The organism is Halobacteriovorax sp. CON-3 (assembly GCF_043196995.1).
Lineage (GTDB): Bacteria > Bdellovibrionota > Bacteriovoracia > Bacteriovoracales > Bacteriovoracaceae > Halobacteriovorax_A.
The window spans coordinates 1,910,040-1,930,689 of sequence record NZ_JBEBNA010000001.1 but is presented as its reverse complement, the minus strand read 5'-3'; the positions used below and the strand labels follow the sequence as shown (position 1 = coordinate 1,930,689).

Annotated in this window: 20 protein-coding genes and 1 tRNA gene; 12 read left to right on the top strand and 9 right to left on the bottom strand. The window is 36.0% G+C overall.

From position 1 onward, the window contains the following. Positions 1–64: 64 nt before the first annotated feature. On the top strand, positions 65–2,032 hold the full coding sequence (locus tag ABMA72_RS09205) for a hypothetical protein (protein ID WP_392861446.1): 1,968 nt from the start codon (positions 65–67) through the stop codon (positions 2,030–2,032). Positions 2,033–2,066: 34 nt separating this feature from the next. On the opposite strand, the gene ABMA72_RS09200 is transcribed toward ABMA72_RS09205, so the two are convergent. Next, a complete protein-coding gene (locus ABMA72_RS09200) occupies positions 2,067–3,527 on the bottom strand; it encodes a hypothetical protein (protein WP_392861448.1) in 1,461 nt (486 codons plus the stop codon). 127 nt (positions 3,528–3,654) lie between these two features. Here ABMA72_RS09200 and ABMA72_RS09195 point away from each other — a divergent pair, with 127 nt between their 5' ends. The 5 genes from ABMA72_RS09195 (at position 3,655) to ychF (ending at position 8,300) form a co-directional block, all read left to right on the top strand. Then, positions 3,655–5,457 carry a transglycosylase domain-containing protein gene (locus ABMA72_RS09195; RefSeq protein WP_393056867.1) on the top strand — a complete coding sequence of 601 codons (1,803 nt, stop codon included), beginning with the start codon at positions 3,655–3,657 and terminating at the stop codon, positions 5,455–5,457. A 71-nt stretch (positions 5,458–5,528) separates the two neighbouring features. Next, positions 5,529–5,604, top strand: a tRNA-Gln gene (locus ABMA72_RS09190). 29 nt (positions 5,605–5,633) lie between these two features. Then, complete coding sequence (locus tag ABMA72_RS09185; protein WP_392861450.1) at positions 5,634–6,581, top strand: ribose-phosphate diphosphokinase; 948 nt, start codon at positions 5,634–5,636, stop codon at positions 6,579–6,581. 11 nt (positions 6,582–6,592) lie between these two features. Continuing rightward, a complete protein-coding gene (pth, locus tag ABMA72_RS09180; RefSeq protein ID WP_392861451.1) occupies positions 6,593–7,174 on the top strand; it encodes an aminoacyl-tRNA hydrolase in 582 nt (193 codons plus the stop codon). A gap of 16 nt (positions 7,175–7,190) precedes the next feature. Next, the gene (gene ychF / locus ABMA72_RS09175) at positions 7,191–8,300 is read left to right on the top strand and encodes a redox-regulated ATPase YchF (RefSeq protein ID WP_392861453.1); all 1,110 of its coding nucleotides are present in this window, start codon (positions 7,191–7,193) and stop codon (positions 8,298–8,300) included. A 40-nt stretch (positions 8,301–8,340) separates the two neighbouring features. On the opposite strand, the gene ABMA72_RS09170 is transcribed toward ychF, so the two are convergent. Together ABMA72_RS09170 and ABMA72_RS09165 are read right to left on the bottom strand one after the other, a co-directional pair. Continuing rightward, the gene (locus ABMA72_RS09170) at positions 8,341–10,392 is read right to left on the bottom strand and encodes a lytic transglycosylase domain-containing protein (RefSeq protein ID WP_393056865.1); all 2,052 of its coding nucleotides are present in this window, start codon (positions 10,390–10,392) and stop codon (positions 8,341–8,343) included. Beyond that, entirely contained in the window at positions 10,376–10,939 is a 564-nt protein-coding gene (locus ABMA72_RS09165) for a hypothetical protein (RefSeq protein WP_392861456.1), read from the bottom strand. Before ABMA72_RS09165 ends, ABMA72_RS09170 begins: the two co-directional genes overlap by 17 nt. Before the next feature lie 149 nt (positions 10,940–11,088). Between ABMA72_RS09165 and ABMA72_RS09160 the strand changes: the two genes are divergently transcribed. The 4 genes from ABMA72_RS09160 to ABMA72_RS09145 all read left to right on the top strand — a co-directional run bounded on the left by ABMA72_RS09160 (position 11,089) and on the right by ABMA72_RS09145 (position 14,351). Next, positions 11,089–12,231, top strand: a complete 1,143-nt coding sequence (locus tag ABMA72_RS09160) for an Mrp/NBP35 family ATP-binding protein (RefSeq protein ID WP_393056863.1) — start codon at positions 11,089–11,091, stop codon at positions 12,229–12,231. A 3-nt stretch (positions 12,232–12,234) separates the two neighbouring features. Continuing rightward, positions 12,235–12,768: a hypothetical protein gene (locus tag ABMA72_RS09155; protein WP_021267528.1), complete on the top strand. Its 534-nt coding sequence runs from the start codon at positions 12,235–12,237 to the stop codon at positions 12,766–12,768. Between the two features lie 9 nt (positions 12,769–12,777). Beyond that, the gene (locus ABMA72_RS09150; protein WP_392861460.1) at positions 12,778–12,969 is read left to right on the top strand and encodes a hypothetical protein; all 192 of its coding nucleotides are present in this window, start codon (positions 12,778–12,780) and stop codon (positions 12,967–12,969) included. 203 nt (positions 12,970–13,172) lie between these two features. Next, a complete protein-coding gene (locus tag ABMA72_RS09145; protein ID WP_392861462.1) occupies positions 13,173–14,351 on the top strand; it encodes a hypothetical protein in 1,179 nt (392 codons plus the stop codon). A 75-nt stretch (positions 14,352–14,426) separates the two neighbouring features. Here ABMA72_RS09145 and ABMA72_RS09140 read toward each other — a convergent pair whose 3' ends face one another. From ABMA72_RS09140 to ABMA72_RS09115, 6 genes are all read right to left on the bottom strand, one after another. Then, positions 14,427–15,380: an electron transfer flavoprotein subunit alpha/FixB family protein gene (locus tag ABMA72_RS09140; RefSeq protein ID WP_392861463.1), complete on the bottom strand. Its 954-nt coding sequence runs from the start codon at positions 15,378–15,380 to the stop codon at positions 14,427–14,429. A gap of 14 nt (positions 15,381–15,394) precedes the next feature. Continuing rightward, positions 15,395–16,183: an electron transfer flavoprotein subunit beta/FixA family protein gene (locus tag ABMA72_RS09135; protein ID WP_392861464.1), complete on the bottom strand. Its 789-nt coding sequence runs from the start codon at positions 16,181–16,183 to the stop codon at positions 15,395–15,397. A 2-nt stretch (positions 16,184–16,185) separates the two neighbouring features. Beyond that, complete coding sequence (locus ABMA72_RS09130) at positions 16,186–17,328, bottom strand: acyl-CoA dehydrogenase family protein (RefSeq protein ID WP_393057082.1); 1,143 nt, start codon at positions 17,326–17,328, stop codon at positions 16,186–16,188. Positions 17,329–17,439: 111 nt separating this feature from the next. Then, on the bottom strand, positions 17,440–17,907 hold the full coding sequence (gene folK / locus ABMA72_RS09125) for a 2-amino-4-hydroxy-6-hydroxymethyldihydropteridine diphosphokinase (RefSeq protein ID WP_393056861.1): 468 nt from the start codon (positions 17,905–17,907) through the stop codon (positions 17,440–17,442). Beyond that, positions 17,907–18,107 carry a hypothetical protein gene (locus tag ABMA72_RS09120; RefSeq protein ID WP_393056859.1) on the bottom strand — a complete coding sequence of 67 codons (201 nt, stop codon included), beginning with the start codon at positions 18,105–18,107 and terminating at the stop codon, positions 17,907–17,909. Before ABMA72_RS09120 ends, folK begins: the two co-directional genes overlap by 1 nt. Continuing rightward, a complete protein-coding gene (locus ABMA72_RS09115; protein ID WP_393056858.1) occupies positions 18,097–19,044 on the bottom strand; it encodes a hypothetical protein in 948 nt (315 codons plus the stop codon). Before ABMA72_RS09115 ends, ABMA72_RS09120 begins: the two co-directional genes overlap by 11 nt. A gap of 120 nt (positions 19,045–19,164) precedes the next feature. Between ABMA72_RS09115 and ABMA72_RS09110 the strand changes: the two genes are divergently transcribed. Then, positions 19,165–19,827, top strand: a complete 663-nt coding sequence (locus ABMA72_RS09110; protein ID WP_393056856.1) for a LysM peptidoglycan-binding domain-containing protein — start codon at positions 19,165–19,167, stop codon at positions 19,825–19,827. Positions 19,828–19,894: 67 nt separating this feature from the next. After that, positions 19,895–20,650 carry a hypothetical protein gene (locus tag ABMA72_RS09105; RefSeq protein ID WP_393056854.1) on the top strand — a complete coding sequence of 252 codons (756 nt, stop codon included), beginning with the start codon at positions 19,895–19,897 and terminating at the stop codon, positions 20,648–20,650.

Genomic DNA, 20,650 nt, shown 5'->3' with positions numbered 1-20,650 from the left:
TAGCCTTTAAGTATTTAAAAAATTATCCGATATGACTTAAGCGATACTTTAAGTAGGGTAATATATGAAAAAGGCAAATCAATTAAAGTTTTTAATTTGTACACTGGCACTGGCGTCTACACAGGCAAAGGTTGTCTTCTCTGGTATGGGATCGAGCGGGACTCGAAGTACAAATCAATCAACGGCCGGAACAGTAACAGTTTCATCATCGAGTCAATCAACTACGATTGAATGTCGAAGAGGTGATGCAGTTTCATATGGGTTTATGAAGACACTTCTTTTAGGAGATACTCCAAGCTATACAATTGCTAATGGAAAAATCTTAGTAAATCTACCAACAAGGGTTTCTGCTTGTATTAAAGATATAAGCGCCGAAGCAATTACGAATCCTATTGATAATAATGTTTACTTGAAATTCAATGTAAAAATTGACTCTAGCCAATATCCAGCTGGAACTCAATCAATTGAAAAAGAATATGAAAAATGTATGGCCCATCTCTCTGGTGGTGATTCATCTTTTTATACAGTTGAAAAATTAAGAGAAAAGGGGCACCTTGCTCCTCCTGTAACTTTAGATACTGATCTTCCAGATATTGATGGAAATAGAAACTCTGAGTTAGTTATCGCTTCTACAAATAAGGACTTTGACTATAAAAACGATATGCCATTTGGTTTAGCTAACGTTGCTCAACATACTTCATTCAGCGATTCTTCGTTTAATTGTATGGATTATGCAAAGCCAGCAGATCATAAAGTTATGGCAAATAAAACGAATGAATACGAACTTCGAGAAGAGGCCATTGCTGCCTGTAATGGAAAGAACCTTACAGATATAGCTGAAAGTCTTAAAAATCTAAGAAGTGATTCAGGTGGAAATTATGATGACCTAACGAGAATTCTTTCTGGAATTCAACATCAACTAATTGATGAGGAAGTAAATCAAATGGTTGCAAGAATGGAGCAGATTGAAAGTGATATTTCTCCATCAGTTGAAGATGTAAAAGAAGGTGATAAGTTTGGTGTTAGTAAAGAAGCTAGAAAAAAACTACTTCAAGAATACGCAAGTCACATGAATAAATTTTCTAAGGAATTACTTCCTGCGATGAAGGCCGAGCTAGAGCACTTAATGAAAGAGTATGCAGATCTAGGTGATAGCGAAGCAGATGAGAGACGTAAAGATCAAATCAATGAATCGATTGAGAAAATTAATGATGTAATTGCTAAATTTAATCGTCAAAATGAAAATGGTGCTGAATATAAGAAAGTTGTTGAAGCACTTCGCGAAGGTAATATGCAAACTTCAGGTAGAAAAATTCTATCAGGAATTATTCTTGCTCAAGAATTTTCACACGTAAAACTTGAAGGAACTAATAAGAGAAATGTAGAAGAAGCAGAAAATAATAGTGAAAGAAGTATCACACGTCTTAAGCAGGGAACACTTGCTGACTGGGGTGATGAGGCCCTAATTAGAGCAGGTGATAATTCTCCAATTAAGAGACGTCAGCAAATTCTAAAAGGTATTCAGCAAAGAGCTTCTAAAGATCGTAAAAACTATATGACGAAGCTTAATGCTTATGATGACTATATTCAACAATATGCTCAAGACCTTGCAAGTAGTTACTGTACATCAGGTGGTAGTTATGAAGATTGTATGACTGTTAGAAGTACTTATCTTCCATATATCTATAACCAGTATAGCTCTTGGAAACAAAACTCTTATCAGGATTATAATCAATCATATAATGCAAAATATGGTGCTGCTTATAATGAACAAAAGAGTATCTTAAGTCGCTTTAATGGCCTTTATAGTAATTACAAGTTAAATGCTATGCAAAGTCAGTTAGCTGGAGCAACAGCTAGTAGTCCATTTGATCTTTGGACTGGTGCGGATACTTCTTATTCTTCTGGTATACCAGGGTTAAATTTTGATCTTTCAGGTGCTGGAAATGCTAACTTTAATAATAATTTTAACTTAATGCAACCGCAGCAAAGAACACCAAGTAGTTCAACATGGAGTAATCCATATCGATAAAAAAAGGCTTCCAAATGGAAGCCTTTTTTATTTCTTAAAACTTAATGTCTGCACCAAGATAAATTAGGTAAGTATCATTTGTTTCGTTAGGAGTCGCTGCATTTGAGAATGCGTAGTAGTCTCCAACAAAGAAGTAACCTAGATTTGCATTTAGAGTTACTGAAGTATTCCACTTATAAGAAAAGTTTGAGTCAATTTCAAAACCAAGATCATCTGCTTGATCTGCATTTGCAGTGAATCTCTTATTCTTTTCGTGGTTAATAGCATCTGAACCAGCTTTTGCAACTTGATCAGCTTTTGCCCAAACAACAGAGTTAGTCCAAGACCAAGTTCCTGAATCATAACGATGCGCAAATTTTGCATAAGTTGCGTTTGCAATTCCAGAATTAAATACATTTAAGTCTGTATTAGCAATGGCCGCAAGGTTGTAACGGAACATGATATTTGCAACTTGAAAGTTTGGATTTAAATACATCGCCCCGTAAGTTTGGTTGTCAGCATCTGAACCAGAAACCATACCAAAGTCAAAGTGGAATGAGTGATTTGTATTTAATTTGTAAGTGTTATTAAGTAGGAATGCCTTTGCATCAACTTCTGTATCTGTCACACCTGGATAGATTTCACCCATATCACCAGTCATGAGAGGAACTTCTGCTTCAACTGTGTACTTACCAAAAGTCTTCTTTAAGTAAAGGTCAATCATTGTCACACTAGTTGAACCAAGATCCGTTGGGTTTGTGTCACCATCAACATCTGTTTGAATTCCTGTTGCTGATCCAGAAGTGTTCTTATTGTAAAGAGCACCAAATGTGAATTCCTTATCTAGGTTTTCATATAGAAGAGAAATTCCCATCTCTTTTACACGACCAGTTTTTGTCAGGTTATTTGCCTTAATCTTTGAGTAGTAAGGTGAGAATTTGAAGTTTCCAATTTTGAAATCAATTGTGATCCCATCTCTCATTGAAGCAAATCTTGAACCTGGAGCATTTCCATCATTATAGATTGCACCCATACCCCAGTTAAACTTTTGACGTCCAACTGTATATGTTGCTGTATCAGAATAAAATACTGCATTGGCCTGAGTTAGGTTCACAGGATTACTTGTTACTGTATTGAAAGAGTAGCGAGCATTTGCATAAGAGTTTAATGGATTTTGAGTTTTAGTTCTTCCATCATTTGAAGAGTCACCAAAATTTCCACCGTAACCGTAGCCCGAAGTTAGCTCAGCATTAATCGTTGTTGAATCATTAACGATAATTGTTGGCTGTAGCTTAAAGATATATGTTTGGAAATTAGATGAATCTGGATCTGCATCTGACATATCAAATGCTTGGTCACCATTATCAAGTGGTCCAGCACCTTGTTGAACTGAACGATTATAATCACCTAGTGAGTGTAGGTCTGTTTGTAGTTCACCATGCCAATCAATTGGAAGTGCCAGTGTCGAAGTTGCTAACGTGGCAAGAATTGCGGCCTTATTTAAGTTCTTTAACATAAGTTGTTATTCCTTTTATAATTTAACAAAATTGTACTGAAATAATATAAGATGACTTTATATAACGTCAAAAAAATAGGTGTATTCAAAGGTGTTTAAAAAACGATTAAAGATATTATTATTCTTGATGATAGGATTAATTGGCCTGTGTGTCATGTATTCGATCAAGACTATAAATGACGCAGACTTAACACGTATTATTTCACCTAAGGCACCTGATGCAAATACTAAGACTGTTCTCTTTGAGGAAGGAAGCTTTGTAAAAAAGCGTGATTTTCTCTTTTTTAAAGCAAATTCTAGAGACGAGCGTTTTAATTCTGTCTTTCTTGAGAAGTTTGATGATCCTAAGAAATCAATATTAAGTGTAAAAGAAAGTTTTGAATTAAATTCAGTTCGTAATAATGATTGTAATTACAACCGTTGCCTTCAGTACAAAATTAATTTCTACAATATCCCAATCATTCTTTCTAAAGGGCTTATTGGGATTGAAGATTTCCGCTTTCTTGAGCATATAGGAATTGATTATATATCGATTATTCGTGCAATTATTGCAGATATTAAGGCCGGGGCCCTCGTTCAAGGTGGTTCAACTCTAACTCAACAATTAGTTAAGAATATCTATTTTACTAATGAAAAGTCATTTAGCAGAAAAATTAAAGAAGCTATTCTAGCAGTTTATATTGATTTTAAATTTGATAAGTCTTCGATTCTTGAAGCCTACTTCAATGAAGTATTTTGGGGAAGTCTTGGAGGTATCAGGATTAAGGGTGTAAACACTGCGGCCGTTCTCTACTTTAACAAACCAATTTCTGAACTTGACCCGTATGAGTCTGCTATCTTAGTTTCGATGCTAAAAGGACCTAGCTATTATCATCCAATCTATCGTACAGATAGACTGAGAGGTCGCGCAGACTTTATCTTCAATAAATTACAAAGCCTAGATCTCTTTGATAAGAACACTGATTATCAATGGTCAGATGTGAAGTGGCAAAGTTGGCAGAAGCAATTAGTTGCTTTTCAAAATGATTCATTCTACGAGGCGATCTATTTAACAACAACTCGAATTAACAAAGACCCAAAATTGAGTGAATATCGTTTTTTTAAAACGGTAATGGCATCAAAGAATCTCTTACGTGATTTAAAGGGAATTGAAGAGAACCTTGCTGTAAAGATAGCCTTTGGTGGAGCAAAGCATAAGAGTTTCTACTATTCAAAATTTGAACGAAATGTTGAAAAAGCCTTTAATGATGAACGCCACAGTGTTGGTTCAACACTTAAGCCAGTACTCTTTCAGATTTATCTAGAGCAAGGTTATAAGATCGACGACTTGGTTTCAACCAAACCAATCACTTTAGATCTTATCAGTGGTAAGTGGACTCCTTCTGAGTCACATACGCCTTCTGCGAATGAATATCCAATTTCTCAAGCTTTACAGGAATCCTTAAATAATCCTGTAGTAAGACTTGCTCACGATATTGGCTTTGATAAAGTAGAGGCGATTCTAAAGAAGAAAATTTCTCATTTAAAGACTCCGTTAGCAGAATATCCAGCACAGCTTTTAGGTGCAATTGAATTGTCAGTGGCCGAATTATTCAAGTTATATGAAGACTTTATGGCCGCTCAGTGCAGTGTCGGATCTGGCGTCTATGAATCACTTGCAGACCCAAGTCAAACAACAATTCGACGAATGGTTAAGCCAGCTCTGAGACAGCAGCACTTCTTTGGTAAAACGGGAACTTCAAATAATGGTTTTGATAACCTCTTTGTGGGCTATGACGGCCATGACCTTTTTACGATCTGGGTCGGGTATGAAGGTGTTCGAACAAATAAGAAAGGTTTAAGACTTTACGGAAGTACGACCGCTTTTAAGCTATATCAGGAGATAATTCTATATTCTGGCCAACGAATCGCGTCTTTGGCCTGTGAATAACTAGGCAAAATTAAAAATTTCTTGTCAAAAATAAGAAACTAGCTTATATATTACATACAAATCTACATTGCTGGGGTATCGACAAGTGGCTAAGTCAGCAGATTTTGATTCTGCCATTCGAAGGTTCGAGTCCTTCTACCCCAGCCATTTTCTCACGGATAAGAGAAAGGAATAAGGTGATGAAAAGGATCGTACTCGTATCAGGCACGTCAAATCCAAAACTTTCTTCCGATATCTCCAAAATCTTAGATGTACCCTTAGTAGACCCCCAAGTTATTAAATTTGCCAATGGTGAAACTTTTTGTGAAATCGAACAAAATGTTCGTGGTGCTGATGTTTTCATTATTCAGTCAACGTGTGCGCCAGTAAATGATAACTTAATGGAGCTACTAATTATGATTGATGCTCTTAAGAGAGCGTCGGCAGCTTCGATAACAGCAGTTATTCCACACTATGGATATTGCCGCCAAGATAGAAAGGCATCGCCTAGAACTCCAATCTCGGCAAAGCTTGTAGCCGATCTAATCACGGTAGCAGGTGCAAATCGTGTGATTACAATGGATCTTCACTCAGGACAAGTTCAGGGATTCTTTAATATTCCTTTCGACAATATTTTTGCTTCGCCGGTACTTCTAAGCCATATCAAAAGAGAATTAGTTACTGAGAATACAATCTTTGTTTCGCCAGATGCTGGTGGAGTTGAGCGTGCTCGTCATTATGCTAAGAAGTGTAAGTGTGACATTGCCATGATCGATAAGCGTCGAACAGGTAAGAATGTTGCAAAGGCCATGAATATCGTTGGTGATGTAAATGGTAAGGACTGCATTATTCTGGATGATATGATCGATACGGCGGGAACTTTGATTGAGGCCTGTAATGCACTTAAAGATAATGGCGCTAGAAGTGTTGTTGCCTGTGCTACTCATCCAATCTTTTCTGGACCTGCAATTGAAAGAATTAATAACGCAGAATCTTTAAATAAGGTTCTTGTGACAAATACGATTCCTCTGAGCAAAGAGGCACGTGAGAGCGGTAAGATTATATCTGTTTCGGCCGCTGAAATATTGGCCAAATCGATTCATCGCACGTTTAATAACGACTCTGTTAGTTCATTATTTTTATAAACGGATAACCTATGAATTATTTAATTGTTGGACTCGGCAATCCGGGTTCAGAGTATAAAGGTACCAGACATAATATTGGCTGGGATGTTATGAATTTCATTAAGCCTATTAAAGACTTACCATTTAAAGAGAAGTTTAAAGGTATTTGGTCTTCATTTGAAACTGATGAAGATAAATTCTATGTTCTCATGCCTCAAACATATATGAACCTAAGTGGTGAAAGTGTTATTCCATTTGCTCAATACTTTAAGATTGATCCAGAAAATATTTTAGTTATCCACGATGAATTAGATTTAGCGTGGGGAACAATTGCATTTAAAGATGGTGGTGGTCTTGCGGGACACAACGGCCTAAAGTCTATTGCCGGGCAATTAGGGCACAATAATTTTAAACGTTTACGTATGGGGATTGGACGTCCTCAACACGGAAGTGTTTCTGACTGGGTACTTGGCCGTTATTTTGGTGCTGAGGCCGACTTTATTGACGATTACTTAGAAAAAGCTTCAAAAGCCGTTGAATGTTATGTAAAAAATGGCTTTAAAACAGCTATTCAAAGATATAAAAAGAAACAATTATTAGATTTAAGTAAATAAATATCAGGAGAAAATAATGGCCCTAAATTGTGGGATTGTAGGACTTCCAAACGTTGGTAAATCAACGATTTTTCAAGCTCTAACTTCGGCTCCAGCTGAAGCTGCTAACTTTCCATTTTGTACAATTGAACCAAATATTGGAATTGTAAATGTTGGTGATATCCGCATGCAAAGAATTGCAGAAATCATTGGGCCACAAAAAGTAATTCCAACAATTGTAGAATTTGTTGATATCGCAGGTCTTGTTAAGGGTGCATCAAAAGGTGAAGGACTTGGAAACCAATTCCTTGGCAATATTCGTCAGGTAAATGCAATCGTTCATGTTGTTCGTTGTTTTGATGATCCAAATGTTGTTCACGTTCACGGTGAAGTAAACCCTGTTGATGATATTGAAACAATTAATATGGAACTTGCTCTTGCGGACCTTGAAGTTGCGCAAAGAAAGCAAACAAACCTTCCAAAGCTGATGAAGAATCAAAATAAAGAAATCTCTTCAAAAGCAAAGATGTTAGTTCCTGTTCTTGAAAAATTAGTTGCTCACTTAGAGCAAGGTTTAGCAGCTCGTATTCTTGAGCTAGATAAGGAAGATCTTGAACTTATTCGTGATCTAAACCTAATCACTCTTAAACCAACTCTTTATCTATGTAACGTAGATGAAGATAGTGTTGGTGAGGATAACGACTATGTTAAGGCCGTAAAAGAATTTGCTGAGAAAGAAGGTTCTCGTGCAATCAAAATTTGTGGAAAGCTAGAGTCTGAAATTGCTGCTCTTGAAGATGAGGCAGATAAGAAAGACTTTATGGAAGCTGCTGGAATTGAGATCTCTGGTTTAGAGACTCTAACTCACGAAGCTTATAATATGCTAGGTCTTCGTACATACTTCACTGCAGGTGTTAAAGAAGTTCGTGCATGGACTTTCAAAGATGGTGCTAAGGCCCCAGAAGCAGCAGGTGTTATTCACTCTGACTTTGAAAGAGGTTTCATTAAAGCAGAGATCTATCACTACGATGATCTAATTGCTAATGGATCTGAAGCCAAAGTTAAGGAAGCCGGAAAGCTTCGTATGGAAGGTAAAGAGTACGTCGTAAAAGATGGTGATATTATCCACTTCCGTTTCAACGTGTAGAATATAAAAAAAGGCTTCCAACTGGAAGCCTTTTTTATTTCTATAACTGAGATGAAATTGCGCGTTTGGCTTCCTTCTTAGGAAAGGCATTAAAGGTCGATGCCACACTCTTTTCTAAGATGTAATTATCCTTCATAAGATTATAGAAGAAGAAATTACGATAGATGAGTTTTACGTATAGCCTTGTTTCCTTATATGGAATTTGTTCAATTTGAAAGATAGGATCTTCTACATCCATTAGGTCTTGTGCCCATCTTGTAACTTTGGTTGGCCCAGCATTATAAGATGAAAGTGCATAAATGATATTGCCATCGAATTTATTTAAGAGCTGTTTAAAGTATCTCACTCCAGCATCGATATTCTTGTGTGGCTTAAGTAATTCATCAGTCTTTCTGAATGTTGTCATCTGCCTTGCTGTTGCAGGCATTAGCTGCATTAACCCTAGCGCTCCAACTGCTGATTTTGCATTTGGATTGAATGCACTTTCTTGTCTAATGATAGATAAGACTAGAAGAGGATCAATATCAGCATTAACACCTTCGATCTTATCTAAGTGAAGAACAGGAAAGAGAGTTGTGATATCAATCTTTGAGGGCCTAATAAAATTTAGATCAATAGTTCTCGAGACCAGTTTGAAACTCGATAAGAAATCTCCGCTTTCTTTAAAGTGATGTAAAAAGTAATTAAAGATTGCTACTCGTTGTTCTTCGATTGGAAGAGTATCAATCTTATTTCTATTTTTAATATCAGTTTCTGGATTAAAGCGAATAAACTCATAAATTAGTTTATCGACTTTTCCGACGAATTTTAATTCGTGCCATATATTAGATTCACGAATATTTCTTTGTTTTGCCTTAGTAAAGTCTGCTAATTCAAGCTTAGGAAGGTTAACAGTATTCTTATGAAAGTATAATGATTTTACGTAATTCTTATCAAACTCAGGAAGGTAGTCCTGAGCAATAATCGAGTAGAAACTCAGAGGATTACTATTTATCATCAGCTTGAATAAGTGTTTAGCAAGGGACTCATTGCCATCTTTCATATAGCTATACGCTATCCAAAATTTTGTCTTAGTATAGAGATTAGAAAAATCATCAATTAGTTTATAATTTTGTACTGTTACAATACTCTCTTTGTAGTTTTCATGCTTAATTGAATTCCAAAGAAGAAGGAATAAAGACTCGTTTTTTGATTCGTCATTGTAGCTAATTTCGTAAGAGCGGGCAAAGTAACGATTAGCATTTTTGATATCATTATTATTTAATAATAATTTTCCAATATAGCGAACACGCTTCCACGATGACTTCTTATAAATATAATCTTCGTTTGCTTTTTCGAAAGTTAAAAACTTTGTTAACTGTGAATTGATATCTGCTTTTTTAGTAGCATTGTCTTTAACAAGTTTTTTGATGCCTCTATATTGCTTAATAAATTCATTTGTAATCGTAAGCTTATTCTTCTTTATTCGATGGAGGTTATTCTGAAAGAGAAGAGTAATATCTTTGTCAAAATCGATATGTGAATAAAGTCTAGCATCGATCTTTAGGCCATTGATTAGTGTGATTTCAATTAATTGTTTCTTAATGTGTTGATAAATCTTTGAATCTTTATCAACTTCTTCTAGCTTCTTAATAAAAAGAGTGTTTCGTGAAGTTGCTAGATACTGAATGGCCTTAGCAAAGTTCTCTTCATCTTTGGCGATATCATTAAAGTATTTATCGTTAATAAGATAGTTTACGGTATGGAAACAGTAGTTTTTAATATTGCGAACAAAATCGTCTTCAACACGATTCGTTTTATTACTTTTGATATTGCAAGAAAAGTATCGATCTTTCTTGAGTGATGTTTTTAATTCACTTAAAAACTCTAGGTGAGTTAGATAGTTCTCGAAAATTCCACCGTCTTTGATAGACCTAATGGCACTGGATATTTTATGATTGGGTAGCTTCTTTCTTTTGAGAATGCGTTCAATCTCAGAAATATGGCGAGCAGCTTTAAGCTCTCTATCCTTGAGAGATTCTTTCGCAATACTTGTAAAAGACAAGCTAGCGGTAATTGAAAAAAGAAAAAACTTTTTACCCAATAAACTCATTGAAACGACCTTCCATACTTTTTAACTTAGTGACTACATCACTTAAGATTAATTTCTTATCGTCAGGTACAACTTGTTGTAGGTTCTTTAAGTAGTTACAGATTTCATCAATATAGACAGTGTCTTCCTTAAAATGAGTTTGGAAGTACTCTACTGTTAAATTAACTTCATCTGCGACATCTTGAAAATAATCGCCTTCTCTAAATGAAAGCTTTCTTTCAAACCCTGTGTGTCTTAGTCCAGCAAGATATTGTTTTAACTTATAAAGCGGGCCTGCAACTTTGTGAGTAAAGAAAACACATACTACAAAGATGAGGATCCCAAAAAATGCTTGGCATAAAATGAGGAAGTTTAAAAGATCACTCTTCATTGTTGCAATATGCTCAGCAGATTGTGGAAATTTTTCTGAAATATTGGTTAATACCTGATAAATCACAAGTGGGTAGAACGCACTAAGAACTAAGATTACGATACAAATTAATGCACTGAACCTCAGCTGAAATTTAGAGTCGACTATGATTATTGAACGCTTATATGGCTTAGACACAATTTCTCCAAACTTTAATTTAGTTTCTTTAATAATTATAACATCTTATGAATTTTGTTGTAGGGCAAAAATTTGCTTTACTCGTTGAATAAGTGCCCAATATTTAATAGAATCCTCGCATAAAACGTTAAAAAACTGAGAGAATTAGTATGCTAAATATTGAAGTAGTTAAAAGTAAATTAGTTGAGGTTAGTAACCCAAACACTGGAAAGTCTTTATTAGATGAGAATCGTTATAAAGATATTGCAATTGATGATAAGAAAGTAACAATTGTCTATAATCGCGATGGTATCACTCCTGCACAAAAACGTGAGATTGAAGATGCTATTGTTAATTCATTATCAACAGTGGTTAGTGAAGATGATCTTTTCATTAAAACTATTTCAACTCAGGAAGCTCCAGCTCAACAACAGCAAAAGCCTCAGCAAGGCGCAAAGCTTGAAGTTGGCCACGCTAAGGCAGCACCTCAAAAACGTGATATTCCGGGCGTTAAGAAGATTATTGCTGTTTCGTCTGGTAAAGGTGGAGTAGGGAAAAGTACAGTATCTGTAAACCTGGCCTTGGCCCTTAAGAATCAAGGTAAGAAGGTTGGTCTTTTAGATGCCGATATTTATGGGCCTTCGATTCCAATGCTACTTGGACAAAGAAATGCAAAGCCTCTTGCAACAGATGATAAGAAAATTGCCCCTATAGAAGCACATGGACTTAAGTTCATTAGCTTTGGACTATTTATCGAAGAAAAAGACGCCGTAATTTGGCGTGGCCCAATGCTTGGCGGTGTTCTAAATCAATTCCTTTTTGATGTTGATTGGGGAGAGCTTGATTATCTTGTTCTGGACCTTCCTCCAGGAACGGGAGATGTACAGTTATCAATTGCCCAGACATTAAACTTAAGTGGAATCGTAGGTGTATCAACTCCACAAGATGTTGCTCTTCTTGATTCAAGAAAGGGCTTCAATATGTTTGAACAAGTTAATATCCCTGTTCTAGGGCTTATTGAAAATATGAGCTACTTTGCTCCAGATGATATGCCAGAGAAGAAGTACTATATCTTTGGTGAGAAAGGTGGGGCGGACATTGCTAATGAACTAGGCTATCCATTTCTAGGTGAGGTTCCGATCGAAATCGCACTTCGTGAATCTTGTGATAAGGGAATTCCTTATATGTCTAATAATTCATACGAAAATAGACCAGTATGGAAAGCATATTCCGGTATTGCAAAAAAGATCATTGAAATAGAAAATAATGATGGTGAGGGAAAAGGTTTTTTCTCAAAAATTTTCAAAAGGTAGTAAATGTCCATCATACAGAAAATTGAAGAGCAGTGCTCTTTTAATTTCACTGGCAGAATTAATATTTTAAAAAGAGCCGATCGACAGTTCTTAGGCGTTATTTATATTAGCGAGGGGATTGTTGTTGCGGCTCAATTCTCTAAGAAGACAGGACTTAAGGCCCTTTACTCTCTTGTTATTTTTGAAATGGATCATATTGAAGAATTCACTCTTGTGGCCGAGCCGGAAGTTGTTTCTGAAAGTGATTATGAATTCAAACTAAAATTTAGTGAGTTGAAAAGCAATATTGAAAACGCCTACTCACAGCACTTAAAGGCGAAGTCGCTTCGTCCACCAGAAAATATTCACATTTTGATCAATTCCGCGTTTATAAAAAATGGAAAAAAGACTGGTGCAAATGAATTTTTACTATTAAAAACTATAGCTGAATACAGCAAGGTTAAAGATATTTACAGCAATTGCGAATTATTTGATTTTGAAGTTACCCAAGCATTGGTAAATCTAAGAAAAATGGGTGCCTTGAAGGTCGTAAAGTAGGAGTTTTAAATGAAAGATCAATTACATAACACAGGCAATCTTAAAGAGCTAAAAGTTATGATCGAAGAAAACGTTGTTACATCTTTTGAGCAGATGTCTGAGAATACAGGCATTGAGCTTGAAGAGCTTATTGTTGTCGCTCTAAAGCGCTTTAGAGCTTCTCATAGTGACTATGAGAAGAAGACTTTCCAAGTTGATTAATTATTATTCATATTAGAGTAGACACACCTTCTGGTGTGTTTACTTTTTCTACAGTGTTAAAAATTTAACAGTCTTATTCCTAAACAATCAAATAAAATTTATTAAATTCGAACGTGTTTTCGTATAGTTAGCAGATATACGTATTTGTTCAATTTGGCACGAGTGTTGCTTCTATATACGCATATAGGTTTTAGGAGCACTGTATGAAAGCAACAGCTATTTACAAGAAATTCATTATCGCATCAGTACTATCAGGGTCATTCCTTGTATTCGGTGGAATCTACCAAGGAATTTCAGTAACTGATAACTCATTTATGCAACAGAAAGATATCTCTTTTGAGAAGAGAGTAGATGAGAGTGTTGATCGTATCGTTGCTTCTTCTGATCGTGAGAAGATTTCAGTTCAATACCTACCGGTTGCAGAATATGCACAAATTATTGATGGCCAGTGGGAAATTGTTAGAGTTGAAAATCACGAAGGAAATGAAATCTTTAATGAAAGAAATGCTAACTCTAAAAGACTAGTAGATATGAAGTTAATTGGTACAGGTCTTGTTCAGCTTAATGAAAGTGATGAGTATACATTTGATGTTTCTTTCCTTCATGAAAATAATAAGAATATCTCTATCTTTAGAGCTTACGAGGATGGATTTGAATTAATTGAAGCTAGAAAAGTTATTGAAGAGAAGAAAGAAGAGTCTTTAGAAGTTAATGTTGATAAAGCTCTTGAAGAAGTTGCAGTTATTAACGAGAACGATAGAAAAGAACTAGTTATTGAAAGAGTTGTTCTTCCACAACTTAATAACAAGCTAATTCGTGGTGAAGATAAAATTGAAGGAAGTGTAACTGTTGGTCCAAATGGTGTTCAAGGTCTATACTTCAATGTATTTGATAAAGATATCAACGAAGTTCTTGGTGACATCAAGCTTAAAGATGGAAACTCTTTTGAAGTTGAACTTCAGGGACAACTATCTCACGGTGTATTTGCTAGAAATGGTGAAAATGGTTACCGTCTAAGATTTACTACTGGTCCATATGCTGGTGGTCTTATTAACTATGTAACTTATGATGAACTAGAAAGAGTAAATGCTGAATTTGAAAATATGGAAAGAGCAAAAGAAGAGTCACGTTTTGAAAGATCTCTAACTGAAGAAGGATCTTTTGAAAATGATATCAACTTAGCTCAAGGTAATGCAAACCCAGTATCTTTTGAGAAACAAAACGAAGAGCAAGCTGAAGAAGAAAGATTCGAGGAAAGATACGAAGACGAGCAATATGAGGAAGAAGCTTTAATTGATGATCCAGCAGCTAGATTTGAAGAGCAACAAGAGCTTGAGTATGAAAGACAAGAAGAATTAGACAGACAAGGTTACGGATTCTAATCCTAAAATATAAAGAGAGAAGAGAAGAAAAACAAAGGCCCTCAAAATTGAGGGCCTCTTTTTATTTTTTAAAGGCTACAAAACCTTCTTAAGTTCTTCTTGAAGAAGAGGTACGATTTGGAAAAGATCTCCAACAATACCGTAGTCAGCTTTAGTAAAGATTGGCGCATCTGGGTCAGTGTTGATTGCAACGATAACCTTAGATGTTCTCATCCCTGCTAAGTGCTGAATTGCACCTGAGATACCACAAGCGATATAAAGTGATGGAGCAACAGTTTTACCTGTCTGACCAACTTGCATTGCATGTGGAGCATATCCTGAGTCAACAGCTGCACGTGAAGCACCAACAGTTGCACCAAGAACTTCTGCTAGGTCTTCAAGAATCTTGAAGTTCTCAGCAGACTTCATCGCACGACCACCAGAAACGATGATATTCGCTTCAGTTAGGTCAAGCTTCTCAGAAGCACCTTTAACGATTTCTTTGATAACAGCTTTGATATCACCTGCGTTAGCAGCAACTTCATTAGTTGCACCAGCACCGGCCGTTGGAGCGTCTGGCATACCAAGAGCGTTTGGTCTTACTGTAATGAAACCTGGCTTAGGTCCATCAAGTTCAACTTTTGCTAGAACTTTACCTGCAAATAGTGGTCTTGTTCCTGCGAAGTTGTCACCATCCATTACAAAATTTGTAACTTCTGAGGCCATCCCTGCGTCGAACATACCTGCTAGTCTTGGCATAAGGTCTTTTGCAAGAGAAGTTGCACCAGCAAATACGTAATCGTAGTTTGAACCGATGAACTCTTTAAGTGCGTTAGCGTAACCTTCTGGTGAATACTGATCTAAGTTTGCACCTTTTAGGTTGTGTACGTTTGCAGCACCATATTTTGCTAGGTCAGCAGCAGCGTTTGCGCCCATGTCACCAACAACTGCAACGTCAACAGTGTGACCAGCAAGCTTTCCTAGGATTTCAAATGTAACAGACTTAACTGTTTCACCACTTGTTTCTGAAAATACTAATACTTTTGCCATTTTAATAATCTCCCTTAGATAACCTTAGCTTCTTCTCTTAAAAGCTTAACAACTTCAGCAACAACACCTGCTTGAGCAGCTTCATCCATTGCTTCAAATTTTTTACCAGCTGGTTTCTCTGGTGGAAGTTGGAAACCTGAATACTTAACACGACGATCATCAGCAGATACACCTACATCTGATAGTGAGTGTTGAGCAAGAGGCTTTCTCTTAGCTTTCATAATACCTGGAAGAGAAGCGTAACGTGGGCTGTTTAGACCTTTGTTAGCAGCGATAACAGCTGGAGAAGTAACTTCGTAAACTTCTAGTGCTCCACCTTCGATTTCTCTTTTTAGAGTGTATTTCCCACCTGCTTCTTCGCAACCATCAACAACAGTTACAGAAGGCATTCCTAGCATTTGTGCTAGAAGTTGTGGAACTTGAAGACAATCGTCATCAATAGCTTGTTTTCCAGTGAAAATTACATCTGGATTTTTACCTGACTTCTCGATTGCACCCTTAAGTGCCTTAGCAGTCATGTAAGAGTCTAAGTTGTCATCTGCTTCAACTAGGATTGCATCATCTGCACCCATAGCAAGAGCAGTTCTTAGTGCTTCAGTGTCCTTAACACCACCAACTCTAACAACTGTAACAGTTGAACCACTATTAGCAGCTTTAGTAAGTAGAGCTTGCTCTACCGCAAATTCATCATATGGATTCATGATCCACTTAATCGAAGAAGTTTCGATATAAGATCCATCACCATTTGGAGTAATTTTAGTTTCCGTGTCTGGAACTTGTTTAATACATACAAAAATGTTCAATTTTAGCTCCTTGTAAAAATTTCTTTAGCAATAACTAATCTTTGTATTTGTGAAGTGCCTTCATATATTTGAATGAGTTTGGCGTCTCTCATTATTTTTTCAACTGGGTACTCTTTGCTATAACCATAGCCTCCGAATACTTGTACCGCATCTGTCGCTACCTTCATGAACATATCAGCGGCCTTAGCTTTTGAATATGAAGAAAGTTCTGGATTTGGTTTTCCATTATCAATTGACCATGCTGCTTTTTGAACAAGTAGGCGTGCAGCTTCAATCTCGATTGCCATATCGGCAATCATCATTTGAATCGCTTGATGACGAGAAAGGGGTACTCCAAATTGTACTCTTTCACCTGCATACTTAACTGCATGGTCCATGGCGCATTGAGCTCCACCTACTGCTGAGCTAGCTACCATTGGTCTTGAGTGATTTAAAGTGGCCATTGCAATTGGCCAACCTTGACCTGGCCCACCCAAGATATTTTCTTTGGGAACTTTTACATTTGTAAATGTCACTGCTCTTGTATCAGAACAACGATGTCCCATTTTATTTTCTTTTTCACCAAGTTCTATGCCCTCGGCTTTGCCATCAATAACAAGTGCCGTGATACCTTTGTGCTTTAGTGCCGTGTCTGTTGTTGCATAAACGACAAAAAGATCTGCATAGCCTGCATTTGTAATCCACATCTTATTTCCATTCAATAAGTAGTGATCACCATTATCTTTGATTGTTGTTTTGATACCTGCTGCATCAGATCCGTAACCTGGTTCTGTTAAACAGAAGGCCGCAATTTTGTAATCTTCTGTAAAAGGAGTTAAGAATTTTTTCTTTTGCTCGTCATTACCACCGATAACTATTGGAAGGAGGGCCAGATCATTTGCCATGATCGCTGTATTCATTCCTAGACAACCGTAAGCTAGTGCTTCTGTTATAATCATTGAATCAATAGTTGAAAAGCCTGCACCGCCGTATTCTGCAGGAATACATGTGTTAACTAGTCCTAGCTCCCATGCTTTGCGAAGAATCTCAAGAGGCATTTGTGCCTTCTCATCATATTCGCCAGCTTTTGGCATCATCTCATTCTTTGCAAATTTCATTGCAAGGTCTCGAATTTCTTTTTGCTCGGAAGTTAATTCAAAGTTGATCATGATGGAACCTATTGTTCGAAAGATAATGTGACATTATTATAGATATGTTTTCAGTATTTAGTAAATAGGTAATAAAGGCTTAAGATACCGTAATAAAACACGATGGTACTATTTGAGTGGTGTTGCATCATTATGGTCTAGATCAACAATTTTATAATATGATTTATAGTCATTGTAGCTTGGAAGATCTTTTAATGGCTCGAGAACAAAACTTCTTTTTCTAAATTCTTTATGGGGAATAGTTAAGTTCTCTGAGTGATAATTTAATTTATCAATAAAAATAATGTCGATATCAATTTCTCTTGGGCCCCAGTGGTAGCGGTGTTTGCGTCCTAGTTTCTCTTCAATTTCTTTTGCAATGTGCAAAATTTCTTCCGGCCCAATTACTTGAGCCGTCTCAATCTCTAGAGCGATATTATAAAAATTTGGTTGATCTTGTGGCCCATAGGGTGGCGTTTCAAAAATACGACTTGTGTATGCCTTGGCATCTAGGGCCAATTCGATTTCTTTAGTTGCGCTAAGAAGCATCTCTGCTTTGTTGTCTAAATTTGAACCGAGGCTAAAGATGATATTCATTAATTAGAGTTTGATTGTTTAGAAGACTTCTTAGTTTCTTCTTTTTTGTCATCAATCTTAGTTTGTGACTTAGGTCTTAGTACTTTTTTATTTTGTTCAATAAATGAAGGAAAGTTGTCGTTCTTAGGTTTTGGCGGAGCCTTAACTCCACATGAGACAACGATAAAAGAAATGAAAGTGAAAAATATTTTAGAACTCAAGTGCAAGTCCGACTCCCATTACATCTGTTCCAATATCTACACGTAAAAACCAACCAGGAACAAGTCTTTTGAAACCTGTCGCTCCAAAGACAAACTCATCTTGTTCAACACTTGCTACAAGGTCAAGTTCTCTTTGAGCTTGATCACTACCAACCTTAGATACGTCTCCTGCACCAGGGCTGTCAGCTGTTGCAAATTTATAGCCTACATATGGCATAAAGATAGTGTATAAAGGACCTTCAAAAGCGTACTTTGCTCTGAAGATATATTGGTTTACGGCCGTATCGATATCTTCGGCAGGAAAGGCACGTATTAAGTGTCTTCCAATAAAGCCTTCTACCCAAATATTCTTTTCAACTTGAAATGACCAAGAGGCATTATATTGAGTATTTGTATCTTGTTTCCCTGCTGTATTAAAGCCATCAACAAGTCCAATACCCACGGATGCAATATTATCATTTTTGATAACACCTGTTTGTTGGTTGTCTTCCCCATACAGGTCTTCTTCCAACAAAGTGGTATCGTCGTATAGTGATTCACTATCTGTAATTTTAAATTGATCTTCCGTATTTTCAGAAGGCTTACCATAAGCAGAGTCATCACCACGTAAGATTTGAACGTCTTGATTAACAAAGAAGTTCTTGAATAAATCTTCATCGTAAATTTTTGTGATTTTTACGGCCGCTTGGTTTTCTTCTTGTTTTGGAACAACTCCACGTGCAACGGGAACCTTATTAATAAGGATAGTAATATAGTCACCTTTAGCGAAGCTATCCTGACTATTACTAACAAGAATAATTCTTCTTGTTCCTGAAATTCTTAATAGCTTTTCATTAGCTAAGTCATAGTTAGCGGAGTTGGAGAAATCATTTACTGCACTTTGAGAAAAAGCAGTAGTTGATAAAAATAGTAAGAATAGGATCAATATATTCTTCATACGGAAAAATTGTACATTGCATGAAGAAATTAGTCTAGGCGGTTAATATTTAAATATCTATTTAAAAGTAACCGAAGGGAATTACATATAATTGTTACTATTAAAAAGGGGTAATATACCATGAAAAAGATATCTTTATTGTTTTTAGTCTCATCCTTAACGTTCACTTCATGTTCGTTCTTCAAGAATAAAGAAGGGGATGTATCTGTTGCTGAGCAAACTGAGGAGATCTCTATTGATGATTCTGACTTTGTTGTTGATGCAAATGAAGACTTAGATCAATTAGAAGAAACTTCAGCAATGTCGTCATCTGATGAATCAGTTGCCGTTCTTGGAAGCGAGCCTGTTTCTCCAACAGATGAAATCCTATTAGAGGAAAGTGTTGCTTTAGAGAAAGATGTAGTCGTTACAGCTTCAGATTATTATGAAGTTCAAAAAGGTGAAACACTTATGTGGATTGCTTTTAAACTATATGGTGACTATAGAAAGTGGAGAGATATTCAAGCGATGAACCAAGAAGCTCTAGCTGATGGCCTACAAGCTGGTGATAAAATTAAATATCAAAGTGGACAGTTTAATTGGAATCCAGTTGGACTACCTCACCTAATTAGAAGAGGTGAAACACTAGGTGTTATTTCACAAGACAAATACGGAACTCCTGCGAAGTGGAGATCTATTTGGGATAATAATAGAGATATGATTAAAGACCCTAACTTAATTTTTGCTGGTTTTACACTTTATTATGTTCCAGAGGAAAGAGATGTTGCTTCCGAGTCTATGTAATTCATGTATAATAGATTAGTTATATAAAGCTCTCATTATGAGAGCTTTTTTATTTTTTACTTTATAGATGATGAGAATTTTAACCTTTTTAACAATATTTACTTTAACGTCATGTACTTATCTTTATAAGAACGATAACGATTATCCTTATAACTACCAAGATACATTCACGTCGCAGGACTACTTGAATCATCTTGAAGGTATCGCTAACTTATTCATCGAAAATAATAAAGTAAAAAAACCGAATCAAAGATCTCGTCGATATTTAAATAAAATTGCAAAAGAACTCTACCTTAATAACCAAGGTCTTTTTCAAAAAGATGACTTCGGAATCAATTTCTATATCGTTGAAGATAGTCGAAATTTTTATTTCTCCCTTCCTAAAAATAATGTCTTTATGTCTAGGGGCCTTCTAAGAAATTACATGAATAGTGAAAATATCTTTGTTGCTGTTTTGCTTGGTGAACTGATTAGAAGTAAAATAGGAATTTACGAAAAGAAGAAGCTTATTCCTCTTAACTCATACACAATTGACGACATGATTCGTATCAATAATCTAAATTTAAATGCTAAACGTGACTTAAATAATTTAGTGTACGAAGTTTTAATAAAGTCAGGATATGATCCTGAAGCACGTCTTCTATGGTTGCAAACTCTAAACCGACAATCAATCAGCTTTAGCGTGCAGGGAGTTCACTCTCACGAATTATCAAAAGAAGAATTCTTACTGAAAAACTATATGGTGAATAGTGGTGAAGATGAAAATTTAATTTTCGAAAAAAATTCATCACGACAATTTTACTATTTTAAAGAAAGTATCTAA